Annotated in this window: 28 protein-coding genes and 3 pseudogenes; 8 read left to right on the top strand and 23 right to left on the bottom strand. The window is 43.1% G+C overall.

From position 1 onward, the window contains the following. Window positions 1-135: 135 nt before the first annotated feature. Together BN3003_RS19350 and BN3003_RS13955 are read left to right on the top strand one after the other, a co-directional pair. Window positions 136-693, top strand: a pseudogene (locus BN3003_RS19350) (tetratricopeptide repeat protein); the annotation flags it as partial. 78 nt (window positions 694-771) lie between these two features. Then, a complete protein-coding gene (locus BN3003_RS13955) occupies window positions 772-1842 on the top strand; it encodes an SEL1-like repeat protein (RefSeq protein ID WP_234333085.1) in 1071 nt (356 codons plus the stop codon). Between the two features lie 388 nt (window positions 1843-2230). Here BN3003_RS13955 and BN3003_RS13945 read toward each other — a convergent pair. After that, a pseudogene (locus BN3003_RS13945) lies at window positions 2231-3326 on the bottom strand (IS3 family transposase). Window positions 3327-3592: 266 nt separating this feature from the next. On the opposite strand from BN3003_RS13945, the gene BN3003_RS13935 reads away from it, so the two are divergent. Further along, window positions 3593-3889, top strand: a complete 297-nt coding sequence (locus BN3003_RS13935) for a hypothetical protein (RefSeq protein ID WP_147645447.1) — start codon at window positions 3593-3595, stop codon at window positions 3887-3889. A gap of 50 nt (window positions 3890-3939) precedes the next feature. Here BN3003_RS13935 and BN3003_RS13930 read toward each other — a convergent pair. Beyond that, a protein-coding gene (locus BN3003_RS13930) for an IS3 family transposase (RefSeq protein ID WP_407701090.1) occupies window positions 3940-5078 on the bottom strand; the annotation gives its coding sequence in 2 pieces (ribosomal slippage) (window positions 3940-4841 and window positions 4841-5078; 1140 coding nt in all). A 118-nt stretch (window positions 5079-5196) separates the two neighbouring features. On the opposite strand from BN3003_RS13930, the pseudogene BN3003_RS13920 reads away from it, so the two are divergent. The 5 genes and pseudogenes from BN3003_RS13920 (at window position 5197) to BN3003_RS13905 (ending at window position 8902) form a co-directional block, all read left to right on the top strand. Next, window positions 5197-5848 (top strand): annotated as a pseudogene (locus tag BN3003_RS13920) (IS1595 family transposase). A gap of 26 nt (window positions 5849-5874) precedes the next feature. Further along, a complete protein-coding gene (locus tag BN3003_RS18910) occupies window positions 5875-6609 on the top strand; it encodes a hypothetical protein (RefSeq protein WP_147645446.1) in 735 nt (244 codons plus the stop codon). A gap of 75 nt (window positions 6610-6684) precedes the next feature. Further along, a complete protein-coding gene (locus tag BN3003_RS13915) occupies window positions 6685-7032 on the top strand; it encodes a phage holin family protein (RefSeq protein ID WP_058357256.1) in 348 nt (115 codons plus the stop codon). Next, entirely contained in the window at window positions 7029-7547 is a 519-nt protein-coding gene (locus tag BN3003_RS13910) for an NlpC/P60 family protein (RefSeq protein ID WP_058357255.1), read from the top strand. The genes BN3003_RS13915 and BN3003_RS13910 overlap by 4 nt, the downstream gene beginning before the upstream one ends. Before the next feature lie 353 nt (window positions 7548-7900). Then, window positions 7901-8902, top strand: coding sequence for a tyrosine-type recombinase/integrase (locus BN3003_RS13905; protein WP_058357254.1), 1002 nt, complete (start codon window positions 7901-7903; stop codon window positions 8900-8902). Here BN3003_RS13905 and BN3003_RS13900 read toward each other — a convergent pair. From BN3003_RS13900 to BN3003_RS13805, 21 genes are all read right to left on the bottom strand, one after another. After that, window positions 8874-9158, bottom strand: coding sequence for a hypothetical protein (locus BN3003_RS13900; RefSeq protein WP_058357253.1), 285 nt, complete (start codon window positions 9156-9158; stop codon window positions 8874-8876). The two genes, BN3003_RS13905 and BN3003_RS13900, sit on opposite strands and share 29 nt — an antisense overlap. A 44-nt stretch (window positions 9159-9202) precedes the next feature. Next, window positions 9203-9496, bottom strand: coding sequence for a hypothetical protein (locus BN3003_RS13895; protein WP_058357252.1), 294 nt, complete (start codon window positions 9494-9496; stop codon window positions 9203-9205). A gap of 37 nt (window positions 9497-9533) precedes the next feature. After that, a complete protein-coding gene (locus tag BN3003_RS13890; protein ID WP_058357251.1) occupies window positions 9534-9941 on the bottom strand; it encodes a hypothetical protein in 408 nt (135 codons plus the stop codon). Then, a complete protein-coding gene (locus BN3003_RS13885) occupies window positions 9938-10288 on the bottom strand; it encodes a hypothetical protein (RefSeq protein ID WP_058357250.1) in 351 nt (116 codons plus the stop codon). Before BN3003_RS13885 ends, BN3003_RS13890 begins: the two co-directional genes overlap by 4 nt. A 182-nt stretch (window positions 10289-10470) precedes the next feature. After that, window positions 10471-11151: a DUF262 domain-containing protein gene (locus BN3003_RS13880; RefSeq protein WP_058357249.1), complete on the bottom strand. Its 681-nt coding sequence runs from the start codon at window positions 11149-11151 to the stop codon at window positions 10471-10473. Between the two features lie 127 nt (window positions 11152-11278). Then, on the bottom strand, window positions 11279-11464 hold the full coding sequence (locus tag BN3003_RS13875) for a hypothetical protein (RefSeq protein WP_058357248.1): 186 nt from the start codon (window positions 11462-11464) through the stop codon (window positions 11279-11281). A 393-nt stretch (window positions 11465-11857) separates the two neighbouring features. After that, window positions 11858-12238: a hypothetical protein gene (locus BN3003_RS13865; protein ID WP_058357246.1), complete on the bottom strand. Its 381-nt coding sequence runs from the start codon at window positions 12236-12238 to the stop codon at window positions 11858-11860. Next, on the bottom strand, window positions 12235-12741 hold the full coding sequence (locus BN3003_RS13860) for a dihydrofolate reductase (protein WP_058357245.1): 507 nt from the start codon (window positions 12739-12741) through the stop codon (window positions 12235-12237). Before BN3003_RS13860 ends, BN3003_RS13865 begins: the two co-directional genes overlap by 4 nt. A gap of 101 nt (window positions 12742-12842) precedes the next feature. Next, entirely contained in the window at window positions 12843-13175 is a 333-nt protein-coding gene (locus tag BN3003_RS13855) for a hypothetical protein (protein WP_058357244.1), read from the bottom strand. 96 nt (window positions 13176-13271) lie between these two features. Next, window positions 13272-13841: a hypothetical protein gene (locus tag BN3003_RS13850; protein ID WP_058357243.1), complete on the bottom strand. Its 570-nt coding sequence runs from the start codon at window positions 13839-13841 to the stop codon at window positions 13272-13274. 26 nt (window positions 13842-13867) lie between these two features. After that, complete coding sequence (locus BN3003_RS13845) at window positions 13868-14524, bottom strand: HNH endonuclease signature motif containing protein (protein WP_058357242.1); 657 nt, start codon at window positions 14522-14524, stop codon at window positions 13868-13870. Beyond that, the gene (locus BN3003_RS13840) at window positions 14521-15057 is read right to left on the bottom strand and encodes a hypothetical protein (RefSeq protein WP_058357241.1); all 537 of its coding nucleotides are present in this window, start codon (window positions 15055-15057) and stop codon (window positions 14521-14523) included. The genes BN3003_RS13845 and BN3003_RS13840 overlap by 4 nt, the downstream gene beginning before the upstream one ends. 2 nt (window positions 15058-15059) lie before the next feature. Continuing rightward, window positions 15060-15377 carry a hypothetical protein gene (locus BN3003_RS13835; protein ID WP_058357240.1) on the bottom strand — a complete coding sequence of 106 codons (318 nt, stop codon included), beginning with the start codon at window positions 15375-15377 and terminating at the stop codon, window positions 15060-15062. Window positions 15378-15379: 2 nt separating this feature from the next. Further along, the gene (locus BN3003_RS13830; protein WP_058357239.1) at window positions 15380-15658 is read right to left on the bottom strand and encodes a hypothetical protein; all 279 of its coding nucleotides are present in this window, start codon (window positions 15656-15658) and stop codon (window positions 15380-15382) included. 56 nt (window positions 15659-15714) lie between these two features. Continuing rightward, window positions 15715-15996, bottom strand: coding sequence for a hypothetical protein (locus BN3003_RS13825; protein ID WP_058357238.1), 282 nt, complete (start codon window positions 15994-15996; stop codon window positions 15715-15717). Window positions 15997-16039: 43 nt separating this feature from the next. Then, window positions 16040-16474, bottom strand: a complete 435-nt coding sequence (locus BN3003_RS13820; RefSeq protein WP_058357237.1) for a single-stranded DNA-binding protein — start codon at window positions 16472-16474, stop codon at window positions 16040-16042. 30 nt (window positions 16475-16504) lie between these two features. Further along, window positions 16505-17140, bottom strand: coding sequence for a lambda exonuclease family protein (locus BN3003_RS13815; protein WP_058357236.1), 636 nt, complete (start codon window positions 17138-17140; stop codon window positions 16505-16507). Continuing rightward, window positions 17127-17663, bottom strand: coding sequence for a hypothetical protein (locus BN3003_RS13810; protein WP_058357235.1), 537 nt, complete (start codon window positions 17661-17663; stop codon window positions 17127-17129). The genes BN3003_RS13815 and BN3003_RS13810 overlap by 14 nt, the downstream gene beginning before the upstream one ends. Before the next feature lie 24 nt (window positions 17664-17687). Then, the gene (locus BN3003_RS18905) at window positions 17688-17837 is read right to left on the bottom strand and encodes a hypothetical protein (protein ID WP_159061460.1); all 150 of its coding nucleotides are present in this window, start codon (window positions 17835-17837) and stop codon (window positions 17688-17690) included. A 67-nt stretch (window positions 17838-17904) separates the two neighbouring features. Then, the gene (locus tag BN3003_RS18900) at window positions 17905-18060 is read right to left on the bottom strand and encodes a hypothetical protein (RefSeq protein ID WP_159061458.1); all 156 of its coding nucleotides are present in this window, start codon (window positions 18058-18060) and stop codon (window positions 17905-17907) included. Window positions 18061-18071: 11 nt separating this feature from the next. Continuing rightward, on the bottom strand, window positions 18072-18566 hold a 495-nt coding region (locus BN3003_RS13805; RefSeq protein ID WP_199822595.1), incomplete at its 5' end, for a YdhT family protein.

Below are 18566 nucleotides of genomic sequence, written 5' to 3'. Positions count from 1 at the left end.
CATAAAACTAACAATAGAGTATTAATAAAAATCTAATTATTAGATATTATATTCAATTGTTTTTGATATATATCAATTTAACATTAGATACTCTATTTAAAATATAGACTTTAGTAACTATTAAAGTAATTCATTATGTACCAAGCCAAAAATGTCAATTTGCATGGATTCAAACTGAGTCCACACTATGAAAATTTTTCATTAAAGTATTCAATGAAGTCCTTGGAAGTGGTTTATAACGCTGACGAGTGCAAACGCAATCATGGCCAAGCTATGAACAGAGAATTTTTAAAGGCAGAAAAACAGTTTAATACGCACAAACCTGATGGCAGCCACTTAGATGCCATCAGCACCTTGGTCAAATTGGCCAAACGCAATCACCCTCCTGCACAGTCTTTGTTGGGCCACATCTTTTTGTTCAATCAATACGTGGCCAACGATCACAAACAGGCTTTCTATTGGTTGAAGCTGGCTTCATTGAACAAGCAAGCTTCAGCACAATACAATTTGGGTTTGATGTATGAAAACGGTATTTACGTCTCCAAAGACGTGTTACTAGCAATACATTGGTATTGCCAAGCAGCTGAGCTGAATCACAGCGATGCGCAAGTACGTTTGGGTGAGCTACACCTTGAAAACAATTTTCTGTTTCGCAACGAAAAAGAAGCGGAAAAATGGTTGTCATTGGCCGCAGCTGAGGGCAGCACTAAGGCGATGGTGAAATTGTGCCAGCTGTATCTTTCAAGCAATTTCAGCAAAGACAAGGTGTTCATGGCCTTGAATTGGTTGGATATGGCTTCAAAGATTAACGATAAAGAAGCCATATTCAACATTGCCACCATGCATGAATTGGGCATTGTTTTGCCCAAAGACTTAGATTTGGCCATCGAGTTGTACACCAAGATTGCGGAGCTTGATCATTTGAAAGCGCAGATCAATCTTGGCCATCACTACTTTAACCTGAAGCCAAACCCTGATTATGCACAGTCATTTCATTGGTTCCTAAGCGCTGCCAAGATTGGTGACGCTGATGCGCAGCATCAGGTCGCGCAAATGTATTTACAGGGCATAGGCACGCCTCTTGATGAACTGGCGGCCCGTGAATGGCTGCACATGGCTGCGGATCAAGGCCATACAGAAAGCCAGTATTTTTTGGCCAAAATGTTTTACTTCAATGATGCCACTGGAGCCGACGTTGAAAATGCTGCTGAGTGGTATCACATGGCTGCCAGTAAGCTGCACCCGGAAGCTCTGTATGCCTTGGGTAACTTGTATTTTGATGGCCACGGGGTCGCTGAAGACAAATACAAGGCCGTTGATTTGCACCTAAAAGCGGCTGAGCAAGGTCATGTATTGGCCCAATACAATTTGGGCTTCGAGTTTGTGCTGTGCGACATCACCCCAAATTCTCAATATGCGGATATTTTTTACCGCTGGCTTGAGCACAATGCCGCCTTGGGTCAGGCCCCTGCTCAATACCGTCTTGGCTTGATATACAGTTCCGAAATGCGCATACACAAAGACTATGCACTGGCTTTTGAAAATTTCAAAAAAGCCGCTTATCAGGATCATGCTGATGCCCAATTAAAGTTGGCTGAAATGTATGAGCAAGGCCGTGGTGTGGTAGCCGATCAAATACTGGCTATGGATTGGCTGCAAAAAGCAGCTGACAATGGCCACGCTGAGGCCCAATACAAATTAGGCAGCAAGTACATCAAGGGATATGGTGTTGAGCAGGATTTGACCTCAGGGGCCGGATGGCTATTCCGTGCTGAAATGAATGGCCACGCAGAAGCAATCGAGCAACTAAGACAATTGCGCATTCCATCGTACAATGTTTAAAGGGTCTTCCATGCAAAGAATCTTCAAAAAAGCGGCACAACATGGTCGCTGTGGCCGAGCCAAGGCTACGGTCACACTGCAATTCTATGGCCATTTGAATACCTTGTTCATCAGGGTTTACCCACTCGGCTATTGGCATAACATGGCCTTATACAAGGATTTAAAGGTCAATTTTGACAGCTACAATTATGGCACAGGTTACAACACTTACGCGCAAGGATGCTCCATAGAAGACAGGGTGGCTTATGCCCTAAATTGGTTTGATCAGAACATATCCGCATAAGCTGAGTTTGCAGCAATGATAAAAGTCATACTTGAAGGTGTCGGTGTGTTTCGTCCGTTGTGCCACTGCTGATTTGTATAAGTTCCCATAGTAATCCTCCCATATTTAATGGCAGGTTTCAGTAGAATCAAAATCCATCAGCGGTGGCCTACAGCCATTGGCCTGATGAGGTCTTTTATGATTGTAAAACCATAACCAACGGGTGGCACAATCCTGAATGTCTTCCAAACTCTTAAACAAATACTGATTTAACAATCCATACCTGACGGTGCGGTTATAGCGCTCAATAGAAGCGTTTTGCTGTGGCTTGCCTGGTTGGATGTATTCAATTCGAATGCCTTTTTGTATGGCCCAAGATTGAAATTCATGACTGGTAAATTCTGGGCCATTATCACAACGTATGGCTTTGGGTCTGGTGCGGTATTCCAACAGCTGATTCAGCGTGCGTATCACCCGACTGGCTGGCAGTGATAAGCCTACCTCCATTGCCAAACCTTCACGTCTGTAATCATCAATAATGTTCAACAAACGATAGCTTTGACCATCGCTCATTTGATCATGCATGAAATCCAAAGACCAAATGTCATTGATGTGAGTGGGCTGTTTCAATACATCCGGTACAGGCCGCTTAATACGGCGTTTGGGCTTGATTCTCAGGTTTAAAGCCAATTCACAGTAAATCCGATACACCCGTTTGTGATTGAAGCGCAAACCTTGAACGTTACGGATGTAGGCAAAGCACAAACCGAATCCCCAATCGCGGTGTTCTTGTGTTAGCAACAATAACCAATGAATGATTAAGGCATTGCCATCTGATAATTGGTGTTGGTAACGGTAGCAAGTTTCGCTGATTTGGAATGTGGCACAGGCAAAACGTATGCTGACAGCCTTATGTTGGACCGCCTCATACGCCATCTTCTTGCGCAAAGATGGCTTCACCACTTTTTTGCCATGGCCTCCTGAATGATTTCCGCTTTGAGCCGCTCTTCAGCATACATCTTCTTCAAACGGGCATTCTCGGCTTCTAACTCACGCATTCTTGCCATCAGAGATGCATCCATACCCGCGTATTTGGAACACCATTTGTAGAAAGTGGCAGAACTGATGCCATGTTCTCTACATACTTCTGGTATAGGTGTTCCAGCTTCTGCCTGCTTTAAGATAGCAATGATTTGGTATCGGTAAATCGTGACTGTTTCATGCAAAATCTCCTGCGTATAGGTTACGAGAAAATTCTACTTAATGCTGCACTTACTTAAAGGGGGATTACCCCATGGCTTTATTTTAATTCCAATTTCAAGTACTGGTGATTTTTAGAGTTTTATTAGAATTAATTTAACCTTAAATTTCAGGTAAATCTTCGTTTTTCATGGATTACTTAACTTTATTTCTTTCTAAGTTTCCCCTAAGTGTCGAAGTGCAATATGACCTCACACAAACAGAACAACCTCACTTGGGAGATGTACCATGAAAAAAATTATTGCTACCTTGCTCGCAACTACTTTAGGTTCATTGACAGCTTTAAGTTTGGCAGCAACAACACCTACAGCACCTCCAGCAAAAAATATGACCCCAGTTCAAACTGTTTCTACTGCCAAACACCAAATGGTGAAACACCATAAAGTAAATGGCAAAAAGGTACATGCGAAAAAACATAAAATTTCAAAAAAACATGCAGCGAACCATTCAAATAAAACTGCAAAACACCATGTAAAACATCATAAAGTGAAACGTGGTGCAAAAGTAGTACATGGTGATAAATGACAATATCTGTAAATGTGCAGTAATTAAATAAATGATTTTGGGTGTAGTGGTCAAGCCGCGCAGGACACTTTTATCTGAGAATTTTCATACTCCAATGGGCTCATTCCATTGTTGGCTGTATGTGGCCGTTTAAAATTGTAATAATGAATAAATTGCGTGATTTCTTGTTTGACTACACTTTCATTCATGCTCGTGGTATGGCCTAAACCTTCATATTTCAAACTGCCAAAGAATCGCTCTACTACCGCATTATCGTAGCAACATCCCATATCAGACATACTCAAACGCATCTTTAATTGACTGGCTTTCTTAGCGAAGGCTCGACTGGTGTACTGTGAACCTCGGTCGCTGTGAAATACACAGCCATACTGCGGTTGGCGTAAGACATGTGCCTGTTGTAACGCTTGAATCACCAAGTCAGCTTTCATGCGTTCAGCCATACTCCAACCCACAATGCGGCGAGAGAACAAGTCCATCACCACAGCCAGGTAGCGCCAACCTTGGCTGGTTTTGATGTAAGTAATGTCGCCGGCCCAAACTTCATTGGCAAACAACGGTTGGAAGTTTTGATTCAATAAGTTGAATTGAACTTGGTGCCTCTCATTGCGTTTGGTTGTCACCTTAAATGCTTGACGCTGCTGACATACCAAACCCAACTTTCTCATCACACTGCGAACTTTGTACCTTCCGACTTGGAATCCAATTTGTTGTAATAACGCTTTAATTGTGCGAGAACCTATACGTTGTTTGTGTTGGTTAAACAGAGCTCTGATTTGGATTTGTAAACCAACTTCAACCAGATTTGTCCGTTTAGGTTCCAAGGCATAGTAGGCTGAAACACTTACTTTCATTACTTTGCACAGAGTCTTAATTGGGTAATGGCGTTGATTTTGTTGAATAAAATTGTATCTTACTTCACGTGCTTCGCAAAGTAAGCGCTGGCCTTTTTTAATATTTCTTGCTCCATTCGAAGCTGTTTTATTTCTTTGCGCAATCGCAATAATTCGGCCTTCTCATCATCATTCAATATTGGCTGTTCAGTCAGTTTGGCTTTCCATTTATAGAGCAAAGCTGGAGTGATACCGACTGCTCTAGCAGCATCAGCCACTGAATAACCTTGTTTCAACACCAAATCAACCGTTTCTTGTTTGAATTCATCTGAATGACGGCGTGGGCTCTTTTTTGCCATGATTTTGACCTTTCAAAGGGAATTAATATTCTCTCAGAAATGTGTCCTGTTGTATTAGACCACTACAGGGGCTGTCCTAGATAACTAGGAATATTCAACTTCAGGTTAGAATAGTCCTATGAGAAAAAGCCGTCTTAGTCAGTACAAACAATATAAATTGATTGAGCTGTTTGTTGCGGGAGTTACTGCCCGAACGGCAGCAGAATTGGTTGGCGTAAATATAAAGTACGGCTGCGTATTATTTCCACCGTTTACGGCTACTCATTTTTCAAAACAGCCCTCATTTGGAAATGTTTGATGGTGAAATTGAAGTAGATGAAAGTTATTTTGGTGGGCATCGAAAAGGTAAGCGTGGACGCGGTGCTGCTGGGAAAGTAGCTGTATTCGGGCTTTTAAAGCGCAATGGCCAAGTTTATACCGTCGCTGTACCTAATACTCAAACCACCACTTTATTGCCCATAATCCGTGAGCAGGTTAAACCAGACAGCATCGTTTATACAGACAGTTACAGAAGCTACGATGTATTGGATGTGAGTGAATTCAGCCATTTTCGCATCAATCACAGCACACATTTTGCAGAAAAGCATAACCACATTAACGGAATTGAAAATTTTTGGAACCAAGCAAAACGGCATTTACGTAAGTTCAATGGCATCCCAAAAGAGCATTTTGAGCTGTATTTGAAGGAATGCGAATGGCGCTTTAACCACAGTGAAATTAAAGTGCAAATTTTCATTTTAAAACAATTAGTAAGAGTAAATTTAACCTAGTTATCTAGGACAGCCCCATTATTAATATGTTTGCACCATTAACTTTTACGTTTAAAGGTGATGGCACAATTACATCAGTTTCAAAGTTATTCGAGGGATTAGTAACATATGATGCAGCAAACAGTAATCCAGCAACGGGTTTGATGCGCTTTAATCATCCCGTTAAATCTGACGCAAATGCTCGCTCAATTGTTACTGCACAAGTGCCCACCACTGCAGGTGTATTTGCGAAGCCTATGCATATAACTTCAACAAATAATACTCAAGGAACGCTTACGCAGATGCGATGCTATGAAAGCAAAGGCTCGGCAGGAAGTGATTGCCCATTAATTACCTATGATGCAACAAACAGCAAACTTATTGCATCTCAATCTGCGCTTTCTGCTCAATACAGTTTCAGTTTCAACACAACAACTGGCGTGTTGCGAATCACTCATCCAGAAATTCCTACGTCAAGTAAGTATGTAGCTCCGAGAATCACGCCATATAAATCAAGCGGGCGTTTTTCAATTGATGCAATTGGCGCCACATACACAGATATTGTCATGCGTGATAATAACGGCTCGATTGTTAAAGCTTTAACATCTGAATTTAGCTTCTTCTTTGCAATAACACCTTTATCATCAACAGATTCTAAGTATGCAGAAATACAAAATACAGACGAATTCTCAGTGTACATCGGGCTTTGTTATTTGCCGGTCGACTCATTGGTTAAAGTTCCAAGTGGCAATATTTGGGTGACTGGTATTATGAATAAATAACTTAGTAACTCCTTTGTTTTAAAAGAAACTGTCCTCATGAGAAATCGTGGGGATTTGTTTTTTTAAGGGGGCTTTATGTTTGATGGCTTACAAGAATACAAGCAGTTAATAGCAACATGGGCAATGGTCATTGCGCTGTCTGTATTTGGCGGCTTGGCTGATGCAATTATGCGCTATCGCCGAGAGGGGGTGCGTATGCCATTACAGTATTTTTTGTTGAAGATTTTTTGTGATTTGTTTATTGCGGCTTTCGCCGGAGTGTTGGCGTTTTTCGGTGTGTGGCACTTCACAAATAGTTATGAGTTAACCGCTGGCGCATGTATCGCCATCTCGTTATCAGGCTATTTGGGCGGTAACGCAATCAACATTTTTGCTTCCATTTGGGAAGCTGCTATTAAAACCAAAACTGGGGGCATGCAATGAGTAAGCAAACTGAACTGGCATGGATTGCCGAAGCACGTAAACACATAGGTTTATCAGAAATCGTTGGTACCAAGGGGCACAACACAACCATTCTGGGCTGGCTAAAAAAACTAGGGGCATGGTGGGCAGAGGATGAAACGCCTTGGTGTGGCACGTTTGTGGGCTACTGTCTGCAGTTTACAGGCCGCTTTGTTGTAAAACATTGGTATCGCGCAAAGGACTGGGCAAATGCTGGCACGAAATTGAGTAAGCCAGCATATGGCTGCTTGGTGATTTTTAACCGTTCTGGTGGTGGCCATGTGGGATTTGTTGTAGGTAAAGATGCTCGGGGCAATTTGATGGTATTGGGCGGCAATCAGAGCAATAAAGTATCGATTGCGCCGTTTTCTACTGATCGGGTGGTTGCGTATGTATGGCCATCGTTTGGAAATGGCGTGCCATCAATACCGGACCCGAAGCGTTATGATTTGCCAATATTGAGTAGCAATGGCAATGTGAGCACAAACGAGGCTTGATTTCCGATAGATTGATATTGCAGGCTTTAAATGAGAAAATAGCGCAAAACCTTTACAAAAGTTTGCGCTATTTTCTTTATTACTTCTAGTAGTTATCGCACTAATTTCTGTGGATAACCCAAGCCAAAGACCCAAAATTGACCCAAATAGATGTAAGTCATTGAATTTTATGGCTGGTTTGGTGCGGATGGAGGGCGACTTGATATTAAACCATATTGAAGTACATAAATGTACGTTGGGTTATGTTGCTTGATATATCAAGGCTTTGTTGGTTTGTATTAGTGTATTTTGATGTATGTTGCGGCTTGTTCGGTTATGATGCTTGGTACTAAATTGGTACATGGTGCGGAAGCATGGCAACGATAGATTCTGTCGAAACAAAAAAAGGTACAAAGTACAGGGCGCGAGTTCGGCTTAAAGATGTAGTGCGCACAAAGACCTTTGAACGTCATGCTGATGCCAAAGCATGGGCAACCAAGATGGAATCACTCATAAACGATGGCGTACAGGGTAATGCTGGTCGTAATGTCATCTTCGCAGATTTGATTGAAAAATACATACAAGAGGTTGCACCGACCAAGCGCGGCGCTAAGAAAGAGATTTATAGGCTTAATCGCTTGAAACAGTCCTCGCTTGCAAAGCTGGTCATTGATGAACTTCGGCCTGTTGACTTTGCAAACTGGCGCGATGAACGGTTAAAAGAAGTATCAGGTGCGAGCGTGCGCCGTGAGCTTGAAACCATTTCGAGTATTTGCAATGTGGCAACCAAGGATTGGAGCTTAATGCGGGAAAATCCCGTATTAAAAATTACACGGCCAAAACAGGAACGCCCACGCAGCCGCAGACCAACTCAAGACGAAATCGAAAAAATTCTGTACGCACTTCATTACAATGAAGATGATACGGTTGAAATGACGAGCCAGCGCATTGGCGTAGCGGTTCTGTTTGCTATTGAAACTGCAATGCGTAGCGGTGAAATACTTGGTCTTGAATGGAAAGATGTTGATTTAGTGAGGCGCACCGCTCACTTGGACATTACAAAGAACGGCAGCAGCCGCACAGTGCCTTTATCCAAGCGAGCAGTGGAATTGCTTGAGAAGCTGAGAAACATCCACCCTGAGCGGGTTTTTGATGTTGATGATGGTACGCGTGATGCGCTGTTTAGACGGGCGCTGACAAGTCAAGAAATTAAAGACTTGCACTTTCATGACCTACGGCGCGAAGCCTTAACGCGCATGGCCAAAAAGGTTGATGTTATGACATTGGCTAAGATTTCAGGTCACAAGGATGTCAGAATCTTACTGAATACTTACTACAATCCTGACATCAGCTCCGTTGCTGACTTGCTAGACTGATTGAATCTTGACGCATTTTGGTGAGTGATTCATTCATTTGACTGCTTGAACCCACTTCAGTGCCTAGCCATTTATCGAAGTCATCCGCATTAAAACGGATGTCTTTTCTTGATGTTTGGTGACGGCGCACTGCGGCTTTAAAGTCGGCTTTGGTTGCGTAGTTGCGCAAGAATGTTTGCCGTGTAATTGCGCCGCCTTTGTAACCGCATTTGATTTGGCTGGCGCATTGGTCGGGTGTGTAATATCGTGTCATCATCTTTCTTCACTCCAATAAAAAGCCCCATCGGGGCTGTGTGTTCTTTATTCTTCTCTAGCAAACTTCAATCGTTTGATTTTGTAAGTCTCATGTAAATATTCAAGCCCACTTTTTGTAAGCGGGTACTCATGCAATATTTCACCATCTTCGGCAAGTACATCGAGCCACAAGTCATCTGATTGCTGCTTTTCTGTTAATAAGATTTGACCCAGGATGTTCATTATCCGCAATGTTCGCTCGCAGCCTTTGTATCCATTTTTGAAAGCTATTGTTTCATATGCAATAGTCTCATCATTAATAATTTGCCAGCATTGAATTGCTACTGCTCTCGTACTCATGCTCTTACTCCAATAAAAAGCGCCCTAAGGCGCTGTGTTAGTCTTGCGGCGGGGTGGGTTCAATAATCGGCATGTAATGCGTTATTGCAGCATCCTGGAATATCATTTGATGCTTAAAGGATAGTTGATTGACCCACGACCATTTGCCAAGCTGGAATCTGCGGTATGCTCTGGTAACAAAATTTCTACCATCAAGTTGGCAGTAAATCCAAAACAGCGCTTTATGTGGCCGTTCTCGTAAGTCGTCACAATCAGGCATCCGCTCACTGCACTTCACCCAATCGCTGGCGGGGGCAAGCTCACTCTCACTAATAAGCCACGGAATTTGTGCTATTGCAGGGTGGTTGTGCGCAATGCTATAGAGTCGCAATGGCTCAGACCTAGTTATCACGCACAATCCGTACTTTTCGTGCCACACCTTGTCGCCAAACTTAAACTTGTTCATTTCACAATTTCCTCAATCAAATCAATCGGCACTAGAAATACTTTGTTGATGCCATAGGCAACCTTTGCGACCTTAATTGGCTTATCACGCCGCCCATAAACATAGGGCGCACGGTGCTGGTCATCCTCTTCGTAAAAGAGATGCAACTCTTTATTAATAGTGACTTTGCCTATGACGATGCCGCCGCATGGCGCGTCAATAAGGCTATAGGTCTCTTGCACATAAACGCAGTCAGCAGTTTCATCAAGCTTCTTTAGTAAATCATCTGGCTTTTCAAAATACTCCAAGCTGTTTTTCACAAGCCACCCTGAACAAATAACGTGGTCGCCGAATTTTGGGTTAATCATCACGCCTCCTCGGGTAAAAATTTAGCCACCTTGGCGGGTGGCTGTTTGTTCGTATTCGGTACACTTCACACCTTGGTGCGTGTCATACCGCTTAATCACTTTCATCTGCGCAAAATTTAACCCGCTACAATCGCGGGCTTTGTGTTTGCATGTGGCGCAGTGGCGGCCAGTGGGGATGTGTGTCATTTCGCCTCCTTCTTGCATTTATTTAGCAAGTCCTGAACGCGCTTCAACTCCTGCTCACTGTGAATCGTTCCTCCAGCATTAAACATCAAATAGTATTCAAGTATCTCGCGCTTGTACTGCCACGAAAAAACCTGAACCTTTACTGTCTTTCTACCCAGTGAAAACTTGGAGTTTTCCAAATCCTCAAATCCGAACTTGCCAAATATCTTAAATTTGTCATCAATAAAATCATTAATTGCAGATGTCCGTTGCAAGCCATCAACAACAACAAATCCGTTCAGATCACTGTCTACTGCTTTATTGATTCGAGTGAAGTCTGGGCAATTAAGAGTGATGGTTCGTTGTTGTGGCGATAGGATGTTAGACACAAAAGATTCCATGTAACCTATCTTTTGCTCTTGGCTCCAAACGTATCCGCGCTGAAAATCAGGATTATATTCAAAGCCGCCATAATCTTCGGAGTATTGGTTAAACTGGCACTTTAAACGTCTCAAATCAACATCAACAACATAGTCGCATTCATTGTGATATGGTATGAATTTAGACAGTTCGTGCGTTTTGGCTTTATAAGCTGCATGTATGCGCTCGCTACGTATCTCGCCACAGTCGCGACATAAGCCATTTTTTATGTTCCAATAAGGTTTTCCGCATTCAGCACATTTTTGGCCGTCACTCATCACTTCACCTCTTTCAATTTCCGTATCTTGTAATCCAGCATCTTAATCATGCCCTTGCACTGCTGTGGGTCGACATTGCCAGACTCGAGAAGCTCTTGCAGCTTGAGCTTGTCGGCTTGTATCTGAGCTATTCGGGCTGTGTTTGGCATGGCTCAACCTCCTGCTGTTCCAGCCATTCACGCGCCCTTTTGACATCGGCTAGAGTTTGTAAATCAAACTCATCCAATTCAAACACTTTCTTTGATTCTTCAATTAAATTTAGCTCTGTCTGTAATGCGCACAGCAATGTTTCTTTAACCTCACTCGGTATCATTCTGCACCTCCAGTTTTCGGCCGCACATGGGGCAGAAGTTTATTTTTACAGAGTTATCAATATCATCGCCAAATGCATAAATACTAGAGAATAAGACACCATACTCAATGTAAACTGAGTTATAAATCCCTGTGTATTCTGCATCCTCGCCAGATAAAATAATTGAAGTTGGTAGCAAGCCGTTATCACAATACTCACACATCACATTCTCCAATAAAAAACCGCCAGTGCAGGGCAGAGGCTGTTGTTAAATAATAGTTAAAAGTTTATTACGTTTATAAGTATTTATTAAATATACCAAATAAGTAAAATGCACACAGGAGCCAAGCACTGCAATTAACTGAGGACGCGAGTCATAAACAGGGTTGTGAGTGCAAGGCTCCATTGTCGTTGTTAATCTAAGTGCCTTGGGTCAGTAACTGGCATCCAGCACTTTGCTTTGTTGCGATGATTCCAAGCGTTTTTTCTGTGTAAATCAGCAGGCATCATAAGCAATAAGCCATATCCGTCATGGCATAAGACAGTGTTATCCTCAATCGGTGGTAAATCACCATCAGCAACATAAAACCAGCCATCGCCACGCTGGTCGCCGATGTGCTCATGTACGCCACTTCGCCCATTTGATGTGAATGTATCACTGCGAGTACCTTGAAATATCCTGCCATCTTCAAACATGACATGCGTTGTTTCACTGCGCACACAGGCTTGCACCCACTCACTTATCGGCTTAAGCGTCCCATCAGCGTTATGACGATTTACCCATACTGTTTTCATTGCTTGCGCTCCCAATATCGCACCAATACATCGGTTTTAAGCTGCTTGCCGCTTGTCAGTGTCCACTCATTCTTATCAAACTCAGGGAAGAAAGTGTCGCAGTCATATTCACGGTCAATGTGAGTCAAAACCACATGCGTGGCATGAGGCAGGAATTGCTCATAAATGCTTGCGCCGCCGATGATGACCAGTTCATCAGCATTTAGATTGAATCCCTCTCCAATTGCAGAATCAATTGACTTCACAACAGTGTCAGGGCAGTGGTCTATATCAATCTCGTTCAATTGCTCAATGAAATCAATATCGCCTGAAACGACAATGTTTTCCCGATTCGGCAGCGGTTTAACTGGCAGTGAATCCCAAGTCTTGCGCCCCATCACGCACACCTTTCCATCTGTGTAATCTTTGAAGTGCTTTAAATCTGCTGGAATGTGCCAAGGCAGTGTTCCGTTTTTGCCTATGCCATCTTTGCCATCCATTGTTGCGATTAGTGTGATTTTCATTGCCTCACCTCCAAATAAGCCATAACGCAAATGCCGAAAAACATAAATACGCGATAAAATCTAAGTTAGCACTCATCTCATTCACCCAAAATTAAAGCCACCTAAGTGGCTGACCAATCATCAACAATTAACCGTTGTCGCTTAAACTTAAACGCGCTATCAGGCATTGGCAGATATACGCTGTGATAGACAAACTTCACAAATCCGCTCATGTACTTTTCTGCAATGGCTTTGATGATTGCGTTGTTGACCAGCACCTCAATGCCGCTATTTGCTTTCATGGTTGGTAATTCTTCGCCGTACAGCCTCAAATACTGCTCATACAGGCCACATTCTGCTGATTCCTCAACCATGCCCATCAAAACTTCCAAAGACGCTATATGGTCGCCAGTAAGCTGCTGTGGTAATACCCACTGAATTGGCTTGTTATTCATGCGATGCCCCAAAAATTAAAGCCACCTTGTTATCAGTGGCTTGTTCATGTTGGCGCTTAATCATGCGCCAGTTGTTTAATCTACGTCTGTGTTGCATTACACCAAATCGCTTAAATCTACGGGTTTAAATGTGCTTGGCTTGCGTATCTTGCCGTTTTGGTCGCGGAATACCCAATAGCCTTGTGTGAGTTCTACTGTGATTAATTGCTCACTACCAAGTAGCGTGCTCATCTTGTGAGCCTCACCTTGCGCCCACATTAAATCGTGCTTTTCTGACAATTCAACAAACTTGCTAAAATTACTCTCAATCACGCGGCGGTAGGCTTCTATTAAAACAGCCTTATCAAAAGAATTTAATGCATCTTCATGAATACTGCGAAATAAATTAACAACAAATGATAAAGGCTTGCATAATTCTTGATACTCAATAAAAACAAAGCGGCTATCAGCATAATCATCAAGAAATTTAATTTCCCAATCAGTAGTTAGTTTATGTCCGTTAGCATAGTATGTACCTGAAACACTAAAGTAGTTTAATGTAAACTCATTAACCATCTCCTCATTGCACAGCATAATCTGAGTTGCTATGCGCTCTTTAATATCACGATGCCAATTTGCAATCTCATTCCAAAGAAGCGCTTTCTTGTCTAATTCTTCAAATGTCATTCAATGCTCCAAAAATTAAGACCGCATTAAGCGGCCTGTTTGTTTGTGATTTTGTTTCTACTTGGTTTCCCTGCATTGTGCTTGCAAGCGTGGTCAAAATAGCCCTCAATAACGCCTGTAATCTTACTTAGCTCATAATCGAGCTTTGTTTTAAGTCTTGCTGTGATTTGCAGCTCACTTGGCAGCTTTGAATAGCCGCGAATGTTGAAAGTGGCATTTTCAGCGCAACTAATCATCATCAAATTGCTTAATTCAAAATTGCGCTTATTGCCGTCAACAAACACAATCACATGGCCTTTGGGCACTTCGCCATGTGCGCTTTGGTAAATGTGGCGGTGCTTTCTCATCCATTTATTCGGCTCAGCAACCTTGAGCATAATGTATCCATCTTTGTCCACCTGCTCACTGCCAAGCGGCCTGTGATTCTTTGGTACTGACCCTTTTTTAAACTCACTGGCAGGGATCAATCGGTATGACTTACCTTTATTCCACGGCACTTGTCCTTTTTTAAACTCGCCTCGATGACCGCAGTCCATCACCAATCCATGCCGCTTACGAAAAGACACAATCGATGATTTGCTGCGGCTATCATTGAATACTTGATTGAAAAGAGGCGTAAGAAGCATTGGCGGTGTTTCTTTGTGCTGTTTAAGCCATGCTATCTGTTCGTCAGTAAACTTCATGACAGCAAGCCTGATGGCTCAATCATGTAGCCTTGTTCGACTTTGATTTTAATCATATCAACTGCAACGGCATGGTTTTTTGTCACTTCGCTGGCAACCTGACTAACTGCGCGGCTACGTTCTATTTCTTGTCCGATACTTGATTCATCAGCCTTTACCAAACGCTCAAGCTGCTGCATTAAGATTTGATTAAGCTGACTTACTGAGCCTTGCGGTGCTAGTTTATTTTCTGATTTGACTGGCTTGTCCATACTCATTACCTTTGCTTTTTGCTGCTTTATCTCGTTTTGTGGCTTGATTTCACTAACCTCATTGGGTTTATGCTCAATAACAATTGGAGCTAAATTGACATGTGCTGCAATCTTTAAAATTGAGCGGCCATTTTCAATATCCTCTTCCAAATCTCCGTTCTTTAGCATTGAATCAATAATATCTCCAACCTTTGCGCTATTACTGCCTGAGCGCATCACAACATCCATGCGAGTGACTGAGCCGCCATTGATTATGCTTAATACTTTATTCTTTAATTCCATCTTCACTCTCCACACATCGCTAATGCTGAGTAATGATGCGGCAACATAGGCGCAGTCTTTGCTTTACTATTTTGCGGCAATCTCTGTAGTTCACACTTGCGCTGAATAACCTCTACTCGATACGCATCAACACCATATCGCGCACCATATGCCTTTTTTAACGCTTCCTTGTTCGCGGCTTTCTCAGCTCTGCCACGGCATTTGACAGCTTCTAATTGTTCCATACGCTCATTGATGCTTCGGCGCTCTGAATCACAATACTCAAGCACTCGGTCGCAATCTAGGACTGTACGCAGCTCGTTTGCATTTACCTTTTCCATATTTACTCCATTTGCGATTTTTCCAAGTTATTAATTAAATCAACGTATGAATCACGCCAAGATGTAGGTAGTTTTGTCATTGATTTCTTTGCTCGTTTGTACATCAATTTGTAATTTTTCTTGATTAGCGCTTGGTTTGGACGCAAATAGACAAAGCTTGGAATGCTATCTATCTCGTGTAAAAACGTAACTGCATCGCACTCACAGCATGTTTCTTTAACCCATTGCTTGCGGTAGTGCTCAAACTGTCGCAGCTCTTTCTTGTTGAATCCTGTAATCATGTTTGCTCCAAAATAAAACCCACCGCGGGAGGGTGGGTGTGGGTTAAATGACTTAATCAATCCCAGTCAATTGTCTGATTTATTTCAATAATTTTATAATCAAATCCAATATTGTAAGATGAGAGAAAAGACCGAAAATCAAGCGCATTTTCAAGTGGAGTAAGTTCAGACCATACTTTATCGTAGAACGCATCGAAATCCGTTACTTCGCAATCATCAAAAATATAGTTTGCAACTTCCTCCTTTATTTCACTCAGCGCATTAGCAAGAGTTTCGCTTTGTACAGCTATTTGCTCAACCCTCAGTCGTCGTGAAAGTGCCACTACAATTACTTTCATCTTCATCACTCCAAAATACCCTGCGCTTGGCAGGGTGGGTTAGTTAAAACTGCACGTCATCCGAAAGGTCATCGACAATAGGTGCACTGGCCTGTTCTCGCTGCACTGGCTGCGGTTTTGGCTCGTCTTGTACGGCACTGCTTGAATCACCTTTTCCGCCTATCATTTTCATTTCACTGGCGATAATGTCGTAGGCTGTGCGTTCCACGCCATCTTTGCCTGTGTACTTTCGGCTTTGAATCTTGCCTTCAATGTAGACTTCGCTGCCTTTTTTCAAATATTGGCCAGCAATTTCGGCCAAACGGCGGTACATGGTGATGTTGTGCCATTCGGTGCGCTCTTGGCGTTCTCCGTTTCGGTCTTTCCATTGCTCGCCGGTGGCGACACCAAAGTTTGCAACCGCTTCGCCATTGGGTAAATAGCGCACTTCAGGGTCGCGCCCCAATCGCCCGACTAATATCACTTTGTTTACTGACATTTCGTGTCCTTTAATAAATAAAGCCGCTTGTTAGGCGGCTGTTCTGTAGTGACTCATTATTGACTGTACTAGCTCAATGAATTTTGTTGTTCGCTCATCAATCATCGCAAACTCATCTTGCAATTGAGCTGCTTCAATGCGATATACAATGAGCTGGAATGCCTCAGGCGCTGCGCTGCAATAGGATATGAAGTCGAGCCATTCACGGCGCGAAGCCCATATATTGCCGATAATCTGCCATTTATATGCAGGGTCGTATGAGCCGCGTTTCAAGTTGTCATGATGCGTTGGTGGCTTAACGCTCTTTACTTCAATTTGACCATCGAACCCAACAAGGCCATCTGGCGAAAAGCCGAGCCAGTCATTGCAGTAAAATCCACCATTGGTCACATCGCAGAATGTTTCGTCCTCATACAGCCGTCTTGCAGTTGGCTCTTGCATGTGACCTCGCTCCGTGTCGGAATTGCTGAATGAATCACCGTAATGGTCTGACATGGATTGACCTGTTAAACGTTCGTACGCAATGTTCTTAGCAAGGCGCATAGCAGGGTCGCCAAAGCCTTTACCGTAATGCGCCATAATGGTAGCTAAGTTTGAGCCAGTAAGCCGTCCTGTGCGTAATTCAGCCCATTCAGCGCCGTTTTGCTCTACATCATGCCACAGCATTTTCATCACCTTGCGCTGCCTGTGATTGAATCAGTGCCACATGCTCATCACTGATTTGTACACGCTCTAGCACTTTGTCTAAATTGCCATCACGCTTGTATGCTGCAATTGCATTTGCCCACATCTTTTCGTTTTCAGGAGTTAAAAATGGCTTTCCTTTTGGTTTGGCTGATGGCTTACGTAATCGCAAGCCTTCAACTGTTTCACATCCAAATCGCACATTTTCATCAACATAAATCAGCACTGAAACCCCAACCCAATCCTCAATAAATGGGCTTCCTGCAAGTGAATTAATCATTTTTGCATTGGTTGCATTAATCACCATTGGCTTGAGCTTTTCGCCTTTGCGTATTTCAGGCTCTTTAAAATAAGCAACAAGCAATTGGTCGCTGGTCTTTTTTGATGCATCTCGCTCTTGCACGACACGATGAATTGTCACTTCTAATTCTTCGGTTATATCCACAGCCGCCAAGTAGCAGCTTTTGAATGCTTTGCGAAAATGCGTTTTGTTTTCATCAGTCATGGTACTTAATCCTTATCTGTAAATTTATTCATAATCACACGCCCATTGACGCGCCTCATCTTCATATTCGCGCTTGCTTCGCAAATATTCGGGAGTAGGTTTTTCATCCCATGAATCATCATAAGCATCGCCATAGCCGTGCTGCGTGGTAACATTCCAATCGTGGTACGCCATAGGTTTAAACTCCTTTGCCCCGTTTTTACTTCTTAGAGGTGGTTCAAGCGGGGCATAAAAAATGCCGCTAGGCGGCTTGTCTAAATTCAATTGATTTGAGCGTTGTCTTTGCTGCATTAACCATTCTTGCTGCAAATTCAAAACTTTCACGCTCGCTACTTGATTTCGCCGCTTCTTCTTTTAACGCTGCGACGATGCGTTCTAATTCTTCGATGTAATTCATGGCGATTATCCTTATTCAGCCTCCACAAACTCGCCACTTTCATCGAGCGTGTACCATTTGCCAGCCTCAATGCCGTTATCGCCAACTTTAGAGGCGCGGATGTGTATCAGCTCGTTATCATCATTGCGATACACGCATACAATTGCGCCACTTTCTCCAGCTTTGGATTTTGATTCATATCCGAAAGCGGCTGCAACGGAGTGGCTTCCTGTAACTTCTGCTGCTGACTGGAAGCCAGTGTTTGTTGCTGCTGAGTAGTCGCCAGTGTTTGTTGCTGCTGACTGGTAGCCCGTGTTGGTTGCTGCTGAGCGGTCGCCCGTGTTGGTTGCTGCTGACTGGTAGCCCGTGTTGGTTGCTGCTGACTGGAAGCCAGTGTTTGTTGCTGCTGAGCGGTCGCCCGTGTTGGTTGCTGCTGAGTAGTCGCCAGTGTTTGTTGCTGCTGAGTAGGAGCCTGTGTTTGTTGCTGCTGACTGGAAGCCAGTGTTTGTTGCTGCTGACTGGAAGCC

Origin of the sequence: Vitreoscilla massiliensis (genome assembly GCF_001457815.1) — a bacterium.
GTDB classification, from domain to species: domain Bacteria; phylum Pseudomonadota; class Gammaproteobacteria; order Burkholderiales; family Neisseriaceae; genus Vitreoscilla; species Vitreoscilla massiliensis.
The sequence above is the reverse complement of the archived record's forward strand: the minus strand, read 5'-3'. Positions and strand labels throughout refer to the sequence as shown.